A 14,413-nucleotide genomic window follows, 5' to 3' on the forward strand; every position below is an offset into this window, starting at 1 on the left:
TGAACCCCGTTGAACTCCGGTCACGCACCACCCCCGCCCGACACGACGCGCCCGATGGCGGCGCCGGTCGAACTGCGTCGTTCAGGCTGCGGCTGGCTTCAGGCGCGCGTCTTCGGGGACCAGTCCGGTGGTGACGTAGCGCCACAGGGCGACCAGGAGCTTCCTGGCCAGGGCGACGGCAGAGATCTTGCGGATGCGGCCGCAGATCTCGCCGACGCGCTTGGTGAACCACTGCGCGAGGGCAGTGCCGGGCTGGTAGCGCAACCAGAGCCAGGCGAGCTCGACCATGCTCTTGCGCAGGAGGGGGTAACCCGCCTTCGAGATGCCCTGATCACGGTGCCGGTCGCCACTGGCGAACGGGCTGGGCGTGAGCCCGGCATAGGAGGCTACCTCCTTGCGGTTGGCAAAAGGCCGGTATAGCGCCTCGCGCACCAGCACGGTCGCCAGCTCGGTGCCGATGCCGCCCAGCTTGGCGAGCAGGGCCACCTTGGCCACGTCCGCATCATCCGTGGCCGGTGCCGCCACAGCGGTATCACGCTCGGCCTCTACGGCCACAATCTGCTCGCGCACGAGTTCCAGACGGAGAAACTCACGCTCGATCTCCCGACGCAGACAAGGCGGCAGTACCCGGCCGTCGCCGGTGCGCAACGCCCCCAAGCGTTCCCGCCGGCCACGCCGGAGGGGCTGGTGGTCGTGGATACACTGGGTAGCCAGCAGCCTCTTGATCCGGTTCACGTGCTGCACGCGTTCGGCAATCAGCCGCTGGCGCTCGCGATGGGTGCGGCGCGCGTCCTCGCGCTCCGCCGAGGGCACCTGCACCATGCGGCAGGCCGCCCGGTCACCGCGGCACCACGCCGTCAGAGCCCGTAGCAGCATCACCGCATCCAGCCGATCAGTCTTGGCGCGCCGGGCCCGGCGGTCGACCTGCAGGCTCCCGGGATCCATGACCCAGCAGGCTATCCCCTCCGCAGCGAGGCGGCGATGCAGCCAGAACCCATCATAGCCAGCCTCGTAGCCCAGGACGACTTGCTCCTTCTCACCGCTCGCCCCTTGCTCGCGAGCCGCCAAACGCCGCAGCAGGGCGAGCAGTCCATCAACGTCCCCGCCATCGAGACGATGGGACGATGCCCTGCCGCTCGGCGACCCCTGTACGGCTAGCAACCACGCCATCTTACTGAGTTCCATCGCCACGAACACCGTGGCGCCCGTCTGTGCGGTTTCGACTTGCTCCATGTGACGCATCGGCCAGCTCCCTGTCGGTCCGGAGAAAGCCTGAGCCTGGCCCGATCTCCGCCGGCCTGCATGGTATCTTTGGCCATCAGGCGCTGTGGCAGATGGCGTAGGACAAGGCACGCTGTAGGGCTGGGCGGGGTTTTGCACTGTGGGCGCTGCGCGGTGACGTGAGCAAACCTTGCTCTCGCCAGATATGACGTCGCACGGCGGCGAGGGTGTCGCTGAAGGTGGGGCGCGGTTTGCGGTACCAGGCACTGCTGGCCGCAGCCTCTCGATCCGAGGGCCTGAGCCGGGCAGCCAGGAGGGTGACGAGGGAGAATAGTGCGAGCAGGCATGGTGTGGTGCGGGCGATGACTATGGTGCAGGGATCCGGACGGGATTGTCACGTTGGTGGGCCATTGCCGAAACGATTGCGCTGGGCCAGGCTCGCTGGATGACGTGCGACCCCGCGACCTACCCCGGCTACCGCTTCCCAGCGGAGATCGTCAGCCACGCGGTGTGGCTGTATCACGTGTTCGGCCTCAGCCTGCGGGACGTTGAGCTGCTGCTGGCCGAGCGGGGCATCACCGTCACGCACGAGAGCATCCGGCGCTGGTGCCTCCGCTTCGGCACCGAGTTTGCCCGCAAGCTGCGGCGACGACGACCCAGGCCAGGCGATATCTGGCACCTCGATGAAGTGTTCCTGAGGATCAACGGTGAGCTGCACTATCTCTGGCGCGCCGTGGATCAGCACGGTGTCGTGCTCGACATCCTGGTACAGAGCCGGCGCAATGCCAGTGCTGCCAAGCGCTTCTTCAAGCGGCTGCTGAAGGATCTCCAATACAAGCCGCGGCGCCTGGTCACCGACGGCCTGCGCAGCTACGGCGTGGCGCAACGCGAGGTCCTGCCCGACACCGAGCATCGGACCAGCCGGTACCTCAACAATCGCGCTGAGAACTCGCACAGGCCGACCCGGCGCCGGGAAGGGCAGATGCAACGCTTCAAGTCGGCCAGGCAGGCGCAGTGCTTCCTCTCGGCCCATGCGATGATCCATGGCCATTTCCGGCCACGTCGGCACCTGATGTCAGCCGACCAGTTCCGCCGTGCTCGTGCCAAGGCCTTTCTGGTGTGGCAGCAGGAGACGTGTGTTCAAACGGCAGCATGAGCTGCCAATCCTGCTGCACGCCGGACAAACTCGGCCTCGACTTCAACAAGTTGACAATCCCGTCAGTACATTCGCTGCGGCAGCCAGGAAGCCATAACCGGCCAGCTGCCCCCATTGCAGGGCGTCAGGCAGAACGAAATCCGGCAGACTGAGTGCGCCACAAACGACCAGCGCGCCCAGGATACCCGCGCCGAAGAGCGAAATTCTCTTCTCGGCAGCACCTACTGCCCGGAAGGTCACGATCGAGACGGCACCCCCGAACCCTGCGAAGACGGCTCCGACATGTCCAACGGAAAGCTCGCGGAAACCCGGCCGGAGCACGATGAGTACGCCGATGAAGCCCAGCACTACCGCCGACCAGCGTTTCAGGCCTACCGCTTCCTTCAGGAAGAGAACCGACATGATAGTAACGAAGGCCGGCTGTAGGAACATCAGGACCATTGCTTCGGCCATCGAAAGGTGCGTGAAGGCCGTGACGCTGCCGATTACACCTGCCGGGTAGGCGAAGAAGCGCAGCAACCAGATCGGGCGGCTGGTTGTCCTGAAGATATCGCTCCAGTGATCTCCTGGCTGCAGCAGGAACGGCAGGACGGTCAACCCGAAGACAGCTCCGAAGAAAGCGGTTTCATAAGGCGGCAGGCCACCGGCAATCAGCTTGGCGCAGGTATCACTCAGGGAGAAAACGGCAAAGGAGGCAAAGCCAAGGAAAACTCCCATTGTCGGACGGGCAGCAGGCAATATCGGCTCCTTTCATTAAGAGCGATGGTGTCTAGTGGTTTGATCGGCGTTGATGATTCCCATGCTGGCCCGGACCTGCAAGTCTGGGCACATGAGGGAAGGCGTTGAGGTCCGGCTTCGGCCGGGCGACCGGGACTGGCTCGAAGGCGTGGTCGCCAATCGCAAGAGCCAGCAGCACCACGTCTGGCGGGCGCGGATCGTGCTGATGACAGCAGACGGCGCTGGGACGATGGCGATCCGTGCAGCGACCGGCAAAGGCAAGCCCACGATCTGGCGTTGGCAGGCGCGCTACATGGAGGACGGCGCCGACGGCCTGTTCCGGGACGCCCCGCGAGGCCGTGCCTTCGCCGCTGCCTCGCCCGAGCAGATCGCCGCTGTCGTCGAGCGCACCCTGTACGAGGACCCGCCTGCGGCGACGCACTGGACGTTGCGCTCGATGGCCAAGGCAAGCGGCCTGGCGCCGTCCACCATCCACCGCATCTGGCGCGAGCACGGCCTGAAGCCGCACCGGGTCGAGACCTTCAAGCTCTCCAATGACCCGAAGTTTGTCGAGAAGGTCCGCGACATCGTCGGGCTCTACGTCAATCCGCCCGAGCGCGCCCTGGTGCTGTCCGTGGACGAGAAGAGCCAGATCCAGGCGCTCGACCGCACCCAACCGGGGCTGCCGATGAAGAAGGGCCGGGGCGCGACCATGACGCACGACTACAAGCGCCACGGCACGACGACGCTGTTCGCCGCGCTCGACGTGAAGGCAGGCACGGTCATCGGCCAGTGCATGCTCCGCCACCGCGCCGCCGAGTTCATCCGCTTCCTGCGGCTGATCGACAAGCAGACCCCGGCCGAGCTCGACCTGCACCTGATCCTCGACAACTACGCCGCCCACAAGACCGAGGTCGTGAAGCGCTGGCTGGCCAGGCATCCGCGCTTCCATGTCCACTTCACGCCGACCTCGGCCTCCTGGATCAACGCCGTCGAGGGCCTGTTCGCCACGTTGACCAAGCGGCGGCTGAAGCGCGGCGTCTTCCGCTCCGTGATCGAGCTGAACCAGGCCATCCGCGCCTACCTCGATGCACACAACGCCGACCCCAAGCCCTTCCGCTGGACCGCACCCGCCGACACCATCATCGGCAAGCACCAGAGCGGGAAACGTCTGCTGGAATCACTCCACTAGGAGACCCAATTCGGAAACTCGGCGCTGTTCCAGTCAGCGGCTGTTCCAAGCGTTCGATACGAACGGCAAGCACGCTGTCCAGGGGCGCGGTCATGCGACCGCTCAGCAGGAGACCAATCGAAGCTTGGTTATAGCGGCGAAGTTGCTCCGGAACGACCCGTCGGCAGACCAGGATTTCAAAACGGTCTGCAAGAGCATTCTCGAGTGGTCGCCGGATCCCCAGATGCCGGCCTATCCACTCCAGCACAGGCATGTTCCAGGGTGGCTGCAAGATCTGCTGTGCGGCGCGATTATAGCCCACCCGGCCGTCGCGCTCGGCGGCGTCGATCATATAGCCTGTGTTGCGCATCATGGTATCGAGGTTATGGACAGAGATGACGCCTCTGCCGAAAAGCGGGATCAGGCTCCGCTCCCGGGTGGCCAGAGTCACGAGGCCGATGATCAGCCTTTCGTGTTCCGACAAGGCCAGGTCCAGGTCATCCTGTTTCAGGCCGACCTCCATGCCGGTGCGGTACTCCGATGCCGCGTGTCGCGCAACATTCTCTGGCAGATGGAAGGTGCGGGCGGTATCGGCCATCCGGACCAGGACTTCGGTCGTGGCGAGATGTACAGCCTGCCATTGCAGTGCCTGATTCTGGAGCGAAAGCCGGTTGAGCCCCAGGAAGCAAATGGCCGTGCGTAAGGTCGTGCCGTTGATCAGCAAACTGAACAGGACGAAGGCCATCGCGAAGTGGGCCACGAAGAGGCGCTGGCCCGTCGCAAGGGACGAGTTTTCTGCGAGGCCAAACGCCAGGACCAGTGTGACCGCGCCCCGCAGGCCGCCCCAGGCGATGACCAGCTTGTGGGCGGTGCTGACCGGAGCGCCCAGGTGCAGCAAGCCCAGGACCGGTAACAGGCCGAAGAGAACCATCAGCCGGGCCACCAGCGCCGCTAGCACCAGGACCAGCAGAAGCAGGAGGTTATACCATCCCACTCCACCCAGGAGTTGCCGTGTCTGCACGGTGGCCAGGAGAAAGATCATCGCGCCGGCCAGCATAGCGATCTGTCCCAGATCAGGTGAATATGTCTCCAGTTCCGGGGCGAGATCCGTGTCCGTCCAAGAGTGTTGACCACCAGACCGGCCGCAACCACCGCCACGACGCCCGATACGGACAGCACTTGGTCTACCACTAGGTAGAGTGGATAGGGCAGAGCCAGCGTGAGGGCCATCTCAGCCAGCGGCAGGCTGCGGAGGGCTGGAAGCAGCGCCGCAGAGAGCGCCGCCGCCCAGTGAGAGGGCAAGTTGCCGCAACCCAGCCATGGGCTAAGCCGCTGCCACGTCGCCCTCCAGCATTGCCAGAAGAACGCCCGTGATAGCGATGGCCGCCGCATCGTTCAGCAGGCTCTCACCTGAGACGAGGCGGATCAAACGCTCTGGTGCGTCCACCTCGCGGAATACGGCGATAACGGCGGCAGGATCGGTTGTGGCGATGATCGCCCCAGGCAGAAGGCAGATCACCAACCCCTGGTCGGAGACCAACTGCATGGTAAAACCGGTGACTGCCGTTGCCACAAAGACCGCGACCAAGGCCAGCAACAGGATTGGTGCCAGATCCGGCAGCATTTCACGAAATTCGATGGCAAGGGCCGACTGGAAAAGCAGCGGCGGGAGGAAAACCCAGAGATGCGCTTCGGCTGGCAGGACCGGCTCTATCAACAGATCGAGCACAGCCTGCACGGGGCAGGGCGTGATCGCTCGTGCCGGGGGAAGCAGGCTGCCCAGAGCGATACCAGCCAGAAAAAGAAGGGTCGCCTCTGGAAGGGTCGTTCGCGCCGCCAGGACCTGTACAAGGACGGTGATCATCAAAAGACAGCCGACCAGGGAAAGAATAATCGCGGTAAGGCTCACGACTTGAAAATCCCAGTGGCAACAGCGGAGGGCACTCCGGTGTGGATGCCCTCCCTTTTGACGTACCATTTACATCACCAGTTGAGAAACCAGTCGTTGGAGCGAAAAGTTTGGAGAAAGCGACTGGGTGGGTGATGACATCGACTGCGGCGCCAGAGGGCAGGTTCATAGCCAGTCGGCTTTGACGAAGGTCAAATTGTCGATCTGGCCTGGAAAAGCTCAGGATTGGCTACCAATGGCCTGATCGTGGCGTGCATTCCGTTTGCGTCCGCTCACCATGGGGCGCGGTGTTCGATGTCGGCGCTCACGGGGTCGGCACTGTCCACGCGAAGCATCTTGGCAAATCGGGAGGCGCGATGGTCAGGGTCGTCATGGTGTCCGGTGGACTTCGGAGCGTACTTGCGGCGCCGCTCGTCGCGCATTTCATCAGATAGATGGCCCAGCGGCCTCCACCGGCTTTCGTGGCCATCGCCCGATGCTTGGAACTGGAGACCCAACACAGGCCAAAGGCCTCGTGATTTTGATCAATGCACGCCGCTCGGCAGCTTTTAATACTCATTGAGATGACAGGTGGATCTCAGGTTACCTGAGGAAGGAGAGAGAAATGGCTTATGCGTCAGTGAATCCATATACGGGAGAAACGCTCGCGACCTTTGCCGACGCGACCGACGCAGAGGTGAAGGAAGCCATCATCCGGGCGCATGATGCCTTCCTGCATTGGAAGCAAGCCAGTTTCGCGGAGCGTGCGAAGATCCTGCAGAATGCGGCGAATATCCTGCGCCGCGACAGCGATGCCTATGCCAAGCTGCTGACACTCGAAATGGGCAAGATTTTTGCGGAAGCCAAAGCCGAAGTCGAGCTATCGGCGAAGATCTTCGAGTACTACGTCCGCAATGCCGAGGAATTTCTCAAGCCCGAGAAGCTACCGGTACTTGATCCGGAAGAGGGTGAGGCGACCCTCGTCCATGAGCCGCTCGGTGTGCTGCTGGCGATTGAGCCGTGGAACTTTCCCTATTACCAGATTGCCCGCATTCTGACTCCGCAGCTGTCTGCGGGCAACACGCTGCTGCTGAAGCATGCCTCCAACGTGCCGCAATGCGCGGCGGCCTTTGAGAAACTGATGAAGGAGGCCGGACTGCCGGACGGCGCCTTCAGGAACCTCTATGCTACCCGATCTCAAATTGAACTGATCCTCAATGACGACCGTGTCCACGGCGTCGCGCTGACAGGGTCGGAGGGTGCGGGGTCGCTTGTCGCTGCGCAGGCAGGCAAGGCGCTCAAGAAATCGACACTGGAACTGGGAGGCGCGGACTCCTTCGTGGTGCTGGCCGACGCCGACATGGAGAAGACGACGAAATGGGCCGTTTTCGGCCGTCACTGGAATGGCGGGCAGGTCTGCACCTCCTCCAAGCGCATGATTGTCGTCGATCCGGTCTATGACGCCTTCCTCGACCTCTACCGCAAGGGTGTCGCAGGCCTCGTGGCCGGCGATCCCTTCGACCCGCAGACAACGCTGGCGCCGTTGTCATCGAAGGGCGCCGCCGAAGAGTTGAGGAACAAGATCCGGGAGGCGGTGAAGCATGGCGCCAAGGCCGAGGAGGTCGGCCCCCCTGTTCCCAATCGGGGCGCCTTCGTGCAGCCGACCATCCTGACCGGGGTCCGCGAAGATAATCCGGCGCGCTACTGGGAGTTCTTCGGCCCGGTCTCGATGCTGTTCCGGGCGAAGGATGAGGACGATGCCGTGCGCATCGCCAATGACTCCCCTTTCGGCCTCGGAGGTTCGGTCTTCACATCGAATGCGGCCCATGGCGTTGAAATTGCCGGAAAGATCTCAACTGGTATGGTGTACGTCAACCACCCGACCAAGGTGGAGGCCGACCTGCCGTTCGGCGGTATCCGCCGTTCCGGCTATGGGCGCGAGCTCATCGGGCTTGGCCTGAAGGAATTCGTCAATCACAAGTTGATTGGCGTCGTGGACATCGATGCTCGCTTTTGATGCGTCGTTCAGGAGGCACGCATTCGCAGTGCGGCTTCCCAGACCAGGAGGATGTAATTCATGTCGGTAAAAGGGAAAGTCATTCTTGTGACAGGCGGGGGCCAGGGCATTGGCCGTGGCATCGCGTTGCGACTGGCAAGGGATGGGGCAAACTTGGCCCTGGTCGATATCAAGCCCGACACACTTGAAGCGGTTCGCCAGGAGATCGAGGCCCTGGACGTCAAGGCGACGACCTTCGTCGCGGATGTCAGCCAGCGTGACAATGTCTATGCGGCCATAGACCATGCAGAGAGGGAACTCGGCGGCTTCGACGTGATCGTCAACAACGCCGGCATCGCTCAGGTCAAGCCGCTCTCGGAGGTGCGGGCGGAAGATCTCGAGCGCATCTTCCGGATCAATGTCGATGGCGTGGTCTGTCAATCGGCATTGAATGGGGACCTCAGATCGGCGCGCAAAAGGGACCCCTCTTGTAAGGCGTTCAGGCGCGGTTCTTGAATCGCCAACTGTCGTTGCCGGTCTCGACGATGTCGCAGTGGTGAGTGAGGCGGTCGAGCAAGGCGGTGGTCATCTTGGCGTCCCCAAAGACGCTGGGCCATTCACCAAAGGCGAGGTTGGTGGTGACGATGACCGAGGTCTGCTCGTAGAGGCGGCTGACCAGGTGGAACAGCAACTGGCCGCCGGACTGGGCGAACGGCAGGTAGCCAAGCTCGTCGAGGACAACGAAATCCAGGCGGCAGAGATGGTCGGCGATGCGCCCTTGTCGTCCGGCCCGGGTCTCGGCCTCAAGACGGTTCACCAGGTCCACCACGTTGTAGAACCGCCCGCGCGCTCCATCGCGGATGCAGGCCCGGGCAATGGCGATGGCCAAATGAGTTTTGCCTGTGCCGGTGCCGCCGACGAGTACCACGTTGCGCTGCTGGGCCAGGAACCCACCCCCCGCGAGATCACGGACCAGAGCCTCGTTGACCGGGGTACCGTCGAACCCGAACTCGTCCACGTCCTTGGCCAGCGGCAGCTTGGCGGTGGTGATCTGGTACTTGATCGAGCGCGCCTGCTTCTCGGCGATCTCGGCCGAGACAAAGTCGCCGATGACCTGCTGTGGCTCATGTTGGCGTTTGACGGCGGCCGTGATGATGGCGTCAAACGCCGCGCGCATGCCGTAGAGCTTGAGCTCGCCCATGGTGGCGAGGATAGCGGTGCGTTCCATCAGGGTCCTCTCCTCAGGCTGTCGTAGCGGGTGCAGTCGGCCAGCGGCGCATGCCGCAGCCGGAGCGCCTCCGGGGTCAGGATGGTCACCGGCGGCGGTGGCTCGCGCTGGCGGGCGAGGATGTTGAGGATGACGTCGGCCGAGTGGACGCCCTCGCGCAGCGCCTCGCTGCAAGCGGCCTCGACCGCAGCCAGACCGTCGTCCAACACCCTGGTCAGGATCTCCACCATCTGCCGGTCGCCAGTACCCCTTCGGTGAGGGCCGCCTTCCAGCCTGGGGCTGAACCTGTCTTCTGATCTTATCAACGCTCGTAGGAGCGTTGTTAAGAACGGGGCGGTTTGGGACATGGAGATCATCAGCGGCGTCGAACGTCGCCGGCAATGGCGGGTGGCGGACAAGCTGCGGATCGTGGCCGAGGCTGAACGTCCCGGCGCGTGCTTCGTAGAGGTAGCTCGCCGGCATGAGGTGAGCCGGAGCGTACTTTGGGCTTGGCGCAAGCAGGCGCGGCAGGGCGTGCTGGTGGCCGAACCCGTGCCGATGTTCATGCCGGTGCAGGTGGCAGAGGACCTGCCGGCACCCGCCCCTCGGGCTGAGGCTGCGCCGGCGGCTTCTCCCCGGATCGAGATAGCCTTGCCGGACGGTACGGTGATCCGCGTCGACGAGGGGATCAGCGCTGCCGCGCTGCGGCGTGTGATGGCGGCACTGCGCGGATGATCCCGGTTCCCTCCGGTGTCCGGGTCTGGCTGGCGGCGGGCCACACCGACATGCGGCGCGGCATGAATGGCTTGGCGCTACAGGTGCAGCAGGCGCTCGGGCGCGATCCCCATGCCGGCGATCTCTACGTTTTTCGGGGCCGCCGCGGCGACCTGGTAAAAATCGTTTGGCATGACGGGCTCGGCATGTCGCTCTACGCCAAGCGGCTGGAGCGCGGCCGGTTCATCTGGCCGCCGCCGGCGGATGGCGCGGTGGCGATTTCCGGGTCGCAATTGGCCTACATGCTGGACGGCATCGATTGGCGGAACCCGCAACGGACATGGCGTCCGGAGGTCGCCGGATAAGGCTGGCAGGCGGGCATCGGGTATGATTCAATTTCTGTCGTGATACCCGCGCCGGACACCATCCCCGCCGATATCGACGCGCTGCGCACCGCGCTGGCGGCGGAGCAGTCGGCCCGGCGTGAGGCCGAGGCGCGGGCCTCCGGCGCCGAGGCGATGGTGGCGCATCTCAAGCTGCTGATCGCCCGGCTCAAGCACGACAAGTACGGCGCCTCCTCCGAGCGCGGCCGCAAGCTGCTCGACCAGTTGGAACTCGAGCTCGGCGAGTTGGTCGCCGCCGCCAGCGAGGACGCCGCCAAGGTCGAGGGCGCAGCCTACAAGGACGGCAGCACCCGCCGCCCCGACAGTCCGCCCCGCGGCCAGCCGGTGCGGGCCCCCCTGCCGGCTCACCTGCCACGCGAGCGGATTGTCCTGCCGGCGCCGACGACCTGTCCCTGCTGCAATGGCAGGCTGTCCAAGCTGGGCGAGGACATCACGGAAACGCTCGAGGTCGAGCCGATCAGATGGAAGGTCATCCAGACCGTGCGGGAGAGGTTCTCCTGTCGCTCCTGCGAGAGCGTCACCCAGCCGCCGGCACCGTTCCACCCCATCGCCCGCGGCCGGGCAGGACCGAACCTGCTGGCCATGATCCTGGAGGCCAAGTTCGGCCAGCACCTGCCGCTGAACCGCCAGAGCGAGACCTATGCCTTGCAGGGCATCGAACTCAGCGTCTCGACCATCGCCGGCTGGGTCGGGGCCTGCACCGCCAACCTGGACCCGCTGGTCACCCTCATCGAGGCCCATGTGCTGGCGGCCGAGCGGTTGCACGGCGACGATACCACCGTCCCCGTGCTGGCCAAGGGCAAGACCATCACCGGCCGGGTCTGGACCTATGTCCGCGACGACCGGCCCTTTGGCGGCCGGGCACCGCCGGCGGCGATGTTCCGCTACTCCCGTGACCGGACAGCCGAGCATCCGAACCGGCACTTGGTCGGCTATGCCGGCATCCTGCAGGCCGACGCCTATGCCGGGTACAACGGGCTCTACGAGGCCGACCGACAACCGGGGCCGGTCACCGAGGCAGCGTGTTGGGCGCATGGCAGGCGCAAGCTGTTCGAACTGGCCGAGTTGTCGCGGGCGCCGCTCGCCGTCGAGGCGGTGAGCCAGATCGACGCCATCTTTGATGCCGAGCGCACCATCAACAACCTGCCCGCCGAGGCGCGGCTCGTCCTTCGCCGGCAGCACGTCGCGCCGCTGGTCACCGACTTCGAGACCTGGATGCGCGAGAGCCGCGGCAAGGTGTCCCGGCACGCGCCGGTCGCCAAGGCCATGGACTACATGCTGGTGCGCTGGGAAGCCTTCACCCGGTTTCTCGGCAATGGCCGGATCTGCCTCACGAATAATGCTGCCGAACGGGCGCTGCGCGGTATCGCCCTTGGCAGGAAGTCGTGGCTGTTCGCCGGCAGCGATCGCGGCGGCGACCGGGCCGCGGCGATGTACTCGCTGATCTACACCGCCAAGCTGAACGACGTCGACCCGCGCGCCTGGCTGGCCGATGTCCTCGCCCGCATCGCCGACCACCCTGCCTCGCGCCTGCACGAGCTGCTGCCTTGGAACTGGACCCGTGCGAGGGAGGGCAAGGAAGCGGCATGACCAGCTCCAACATCGCCCGGCTGAAGATCACCCTCGACGACGTCAAGCCCGCGGTGACGCGCCGCGTCGAGGTGCCGCTGACCATCCGGCTCGATCGCCTGCATTTGGTGCTGCAGGCCGCCATGGGCTGGACCAACAGCCACCTTTACGAGATCCGCGCCCGCGGCGTGGGCTGGGGCGTGCCCGACCCAGACTGGGGAGACGGCCCGCTCGACGCCCGCAAGACGCGGCTCCTCGACGTCATCGAGGACACCGGCGCGAAGACGCTGAGGTACCTCTACGACTTCGGTGACGGCTGGGAACACACGGTCAAGGTCGAGCGCATCGCCGATGCTATCCCCGGCCTGCTCTACCCGTTCCTGATCAATGCTACAGGCCGTTGCCCACCCGAGGACGTTGGCGGACCCCCAGGTTATGCCGAGTTCCTCGACGCGATCGCCGACCCGAAGCACGAGAGCCACGCCGAGATGGTTCGCTGGGTCGGCGTGCCTTTCGATCCCGCCGGCATCGACTTCGAAGAGCACGCAAAAGCCGTCGACACCCTCGCCAAGGCGTGGTCACGCAAGCCAGCCACCCGGCGCAATTCCGCAAGCTGATCGCGGCCCTCCCAGGATCAGCGCCCCAGAGGAGCTCAGCCCCGACCGATAGCGGTGAACGCCGCCAATCCGCGGTCCTCGGCTACCCGCGGCCTTGGCCGTATGGGTACGGTCGCCATCGGCGGCCGCGGCCAGCTTGCGGCGGACCCGTTCCAGTGCACCGGGCAGCAGCCAGTCCTTGAACGGTGCCCCGTTGCGCAGCGCTCCAGGTTTGCGCGCCAGCACGGGCACGTAGTGCCAGGGGTCGAACACCGTCTGGTCCCGGCCGAACACGCGCCGGTGCTCGCCCACCACCCGGCCGTCCTGGCGCAGCTCGATCCGCTCGGCATAGGCCCGGATCTCGACCGGCCGCCCCACCGCGCTCGCCATCACCGAGTACTTGGTCGGGTTTGAATAACTGCTTCAGGCTGCCGAGGAGGCGAGCGGGCGACGGTCTGCCGGCTGGATGGCTCCGCGAAGAGCGGCGAGGAGAGCCGTCAAAAGGGCCCTGAGGTGGGCGAGGATCTTGCGGATGTTGTGGCCGCAGCCGCAGAGGACGGCATAGAGGGCATCACCGGTCGTACCCTTGAGGGCGCAGCGGGCGAGGCGGCCGTCGGTCTTCATGTGGCCGATCTCGGGCTCGATGGCGCTGCGGCGGCGGAGCAGCCGGCGCAGGCGGGGCGTGAGGCCGCGGCTGGTGCCGCTGACGAGCACCCTGGTTGCTGTGACGCCATGGCCGCGGTAGCCGCGATCGACCACGGCAAGGCTGGGACGCTGGCCGGTGAGGGTCTCGACCTGCTGCAGGGCGTCGGCGAGGGTGTGGCCGTCGTAGGGGTTGCCGGGCTGGCTGCGCATGCCGACGACAAAGCCGCCCTCGATCGTGGTGGCGACGCTGACCTTGGCGCCGAACTCGTAGCGCACCCGCGCCTTGCCCTTGGCGATGCAGTCCACCGCCGGCTCGTGCAGGGCGTAGAGCTTGCGCGGGCTTTTCGGCGTCTGCCGCAGCAGGCGCGTGACGAGCGCCATCCTGTCGTTGATCCGATCCCGCAGTGGCCCGTCAGGGACGGCGCCGAGCTTGCGTTCAACATCGCGCAGGATGCGGCCGGTGTAGCCCTTGAGCGTGCGCAACGCCCGGCGCATGCGGCGGAACTGCCGGGCGTGGGCGTAGCGCCCCACCTGGCCGGCCAGGCGCGGCGCCAGGCGATTGTAGTTCTGGCGCAGGGCGATCCCGGCCTTGTGCGCCAACGTCACCAGCGAGCGGCGGGCCCGCTCATAGAGGCGGCTGTCGGTCGGATGGGCGATGGCTTTCTCCATCACCGTGGTGTCCAACGCGATCTCGGACAGGCTGCGCGGCGTCACGGCACCCGAGGCCCGACCCGCCTCGATGGTCTTGCTCAGCAGCCACTCCACGCCCTCCTCACCGATGCGGCCGCGCCAGCGGCTGAGAGAGGAGGGGTGAATGGGCGCACGGTGCTGGAAGAAGGTCTCACCCGTGAAGTGCTGGAAGTACGGGTTCTCCACCCAGCGCGCGAGCACCGCCTCGTCGGAGAGGCCATGGGCGTGCTGGAGGTACATCAGCCCGGCGACCAGGCGAGGATGGGTGGCCGGCCGTCCCTCAGCGGCGGGGAAGAAGCCGGCCCATTCCCGCTCGAACCAGGACCAGTCGATCAGCGCCGCCAGCCGCACCAGTTCGTGCCGCCCATCGATCATGTCGAGCAGTCGAGGACGCAGCAGATCGGCCTGTTCCGGCGGGCGCGGGCGGTGCTTCATGCCC

General features: G+C 65.5%; 13 protein-coding genes and 3 pseudogenes. 8 read left to right on the plus strand and 8 right to left on the minus strand.

Annotated features, from left to right (window positions below):
* Positions 1–81: 81 nt before the first annotated feature.
* Positions 82–1,233, minus strand: a complete 1,152-nt coding sequence (locus CTJ15_RS02005; protein ID WP_193009565.1) for an IS110 family transposase — start codon at positions 1,231–1,233, stop codon at positions 82–84.
* A 433-nt stretch (positions 1,234–1,666) separates the two neighbouring features.
* Between CTJ15_RS02005 and CTJ15_RS02015 the strand changes: the two genes are divergently transcribed.
* Entirely contained in the window at positions 1,667–2,377 is a 711-nt protein-coding gene (locus CTJ15_RS02015) for an IS6 family transposase (protein ID WP_099780954.1), read from the plus strand.
* A 42-nt stretch (positions 2,378–2,419) separates the two neighbouring features.
* Here CTJ15_RS02015 and CTJ15_RS02020 read toward each other — a convergent pair whose 3' ends face one another.
* Positions 2,420–3,094 carry a DMT family transporter gene (locus CTJ15_RS02020; RefSeq protein ID WP_099780955.1) on the minus strand — a complete coding sequence of 225 codons (675 nt, stop codon included), beginning with the start codon at positions 3,092–3,094 and terminating at the stop codon, positions 2,420–2,422.
* Between the two features lie 112 nt (positions 3,095–3,206).
* Here CTJ15_RS02020 and CTJ15_RS02025 point away from each other — a divergent pair, with 112 nt between their 5' ends.
* A complete protein-coding gene (locus tag CTJ15_RS02025) occupies positions 3,207–4,286 on the plus strand; it encodes an IS630 family transposase (protein WP_099780956.1) in 1,080 nt (359 codons plus the stop codon).
* On the opposite strand, the gene CTJ15_RS02030 is transcribed toward CTJ15_RS02025, so the two are convergent.
* Together CTJ15_RS02030 and CTJ15_RS02035 are read right to left on the minus strand one after the other, a co-directional pair.
* The gene (locus CTJ15_RS02030; protein ID WP_099780957.1) at positions 4,237–5,322 is read right to left on the minus strand and encodes a hypothetical protein; all 1,086 of its coding nucleotides are present in this window, start codon (positions 5,320–5,322) and stop codon (positions 4,237–4,239) included. The genes CTJ15_RS02025 and CTJ15_RS02030 overlap by 50 nt on opposite strands.
* A 267-nt stretch (positions 5,323–5,589) precedes the next feature.
* On the minus strand, positions 5,590–6,174 hold the full coding sequence (locus CTJ15_RS02035) for a cation:proton antiporter (RefSeq protein WP_193009562.1): 585 nt from the start codon (positions 6,172–6,174) through the stop codon (positions 5,590–5,592).
* Between the two features lie 604 nt (positions 6,175–6,778).
* Between CTJ15_RS02035 and CTJ15_RS02040 the strand changes: the two genes are divergently transcribed.
* Complete coding sequence (locus CTJ15_RS02040; protein WP_099780959.1) at positions 6,779–8,170, plus strand: NAD-dependent succinate-semialdehyde dehydrogenase; 1,392 nt, start codon at positions 6,779–6,781, stop codon at positions 8,168–8,170.
* A 60-nt stretch (positions 8,171–8,230) separates the two neighbouring features.
* Positions 8,231–8,584: pseudogene (locus CTJ15_RS02045) on the plus strand (SDR family NAD(P)-dependent oxidoreductase); the annotation flags it as partial.
* 64 nt (positions 8,585–8,648) lie between these two features.
* Here CTJ15_RS02045 and istB read toward each other — a convergent pair.
* Positions 8,649–9,377 (minus strand): IS21-like element helper ATPase IstB, encoded by a 729-nt coding sequence (istB, locus tag CTJ15_RS02050; RefSeq protein ID WP_099780961.1) that lies wholly within the window; start codon positions 9,375–9,377, stop codon positions 8,649–8,651.
* Positions 9,377–9,712 (minus strand): annotated as a pseudogene (locus tag CTJ15_RS02055) (IS21 family transposase); the annotation flags it as partial. The gene istB and the pseudogene CTJ15_RS02055, both read right to left, overlap by 1 nt.
* A gap of 10 nt (positions 9,713–9,722) precedes the next feature.
* On the opposite strand from CTJ15_RS02055, the gene CTJ15_RS02060 reads away from it, so the two are divergent.
* Genes CTJ15_RS02060 through CTJ15_RS02075 form a run of 4 tightly spaced genes read left to right on the plus strand, consistent with a single transcriptional unit; the run spans position 9,723 to position 12,660 of the window.
* Positions 9,723–10,091: a transposase gene (locus CTJ15_RS02060; protein WP_099780962.1), complete on the plus strand. Its 369-nt coding sequence runs from the start codon at positions 9,723–9,725 to the stop codon at positions 10,089–10,091.
* Complete coding sequence (gene tnpB, locus CTJ15_RS02065; RefSeq protein ID WP_099780963.1) at positions 10,088–10,435, plus strand: IS66 family insertion sequence element accessory protein TnpB; 348 nt, start codon at positions 10,088–10,090, stop codon at positions 10,433–10,435. Before CTJ15_RS02060 ends, tnpB begins: the two co-directional genes overlap by 4 nt.
* Before the next feature lie 39 nt (positions 10,436–10,474).
* Complete coding sequence (locus CTJ15_RS02070; RefSeq protein ID WP_126281739.1) at positions 10,475–12,064, plus strand: IS66 family transposase; 1,590 nt, start codon at positions 10,475–10,477, stop codon at positions 12,062–12,064.
* Positions 12,061–12,660 carry a plasmid pRiA4b ORF-3 family protein gene (locus CTJ15_RS02075; protein WP_099780964.1) on the plus strand — a complete coding sequence of 200 codons (600 nt, stop codon included), beginning with the start codon at positions 12,061–12,063 and terminating at the stop codon, positions 12,658–12,660. Before CTJ15_RS02070 ends, CTJ15_RS02075 begins: the two co-directional genes overlap by 4 nt.
* A 108-nt stretch (positions 12,661–12,768) precedes the next feature.
* Here CTJ15_RS02075 and CTJ15_RS02080 read toward each other — a convergent pair.
* Positions 12,769–13,041, minus strand: a pseudogene (locus CTJ15_RS02080) (IS21 family transposase); the annotation flags it as partial.
* A 21-nt stretch (positions 13,042–13,062) separates the two neighbouring features.
* Positions 13,063–14,409: an IS5 family transposase gene (locus tag CTJ15_RS02085; RefSeq protein ID WP_099780965.1), complete on the minus strand. Its 1,347-nt coding sequence runs from the start codon at positions 14,407–14,409 to the stop codon at positions 13,063–13,065.
* Positions 14,410–14,413 lie beyond the last annotated feature (4 nt).

This window comes from Roseomonas sp. FDAARGOS_362, assembly GCF_002754815.1.
Lineage (GTDB): Bacteria > Pseudomonadota > Alphaproteobacteria > Acetobacterales > Acetobacteraceae > Roseomonas > Roseomonas mucosa.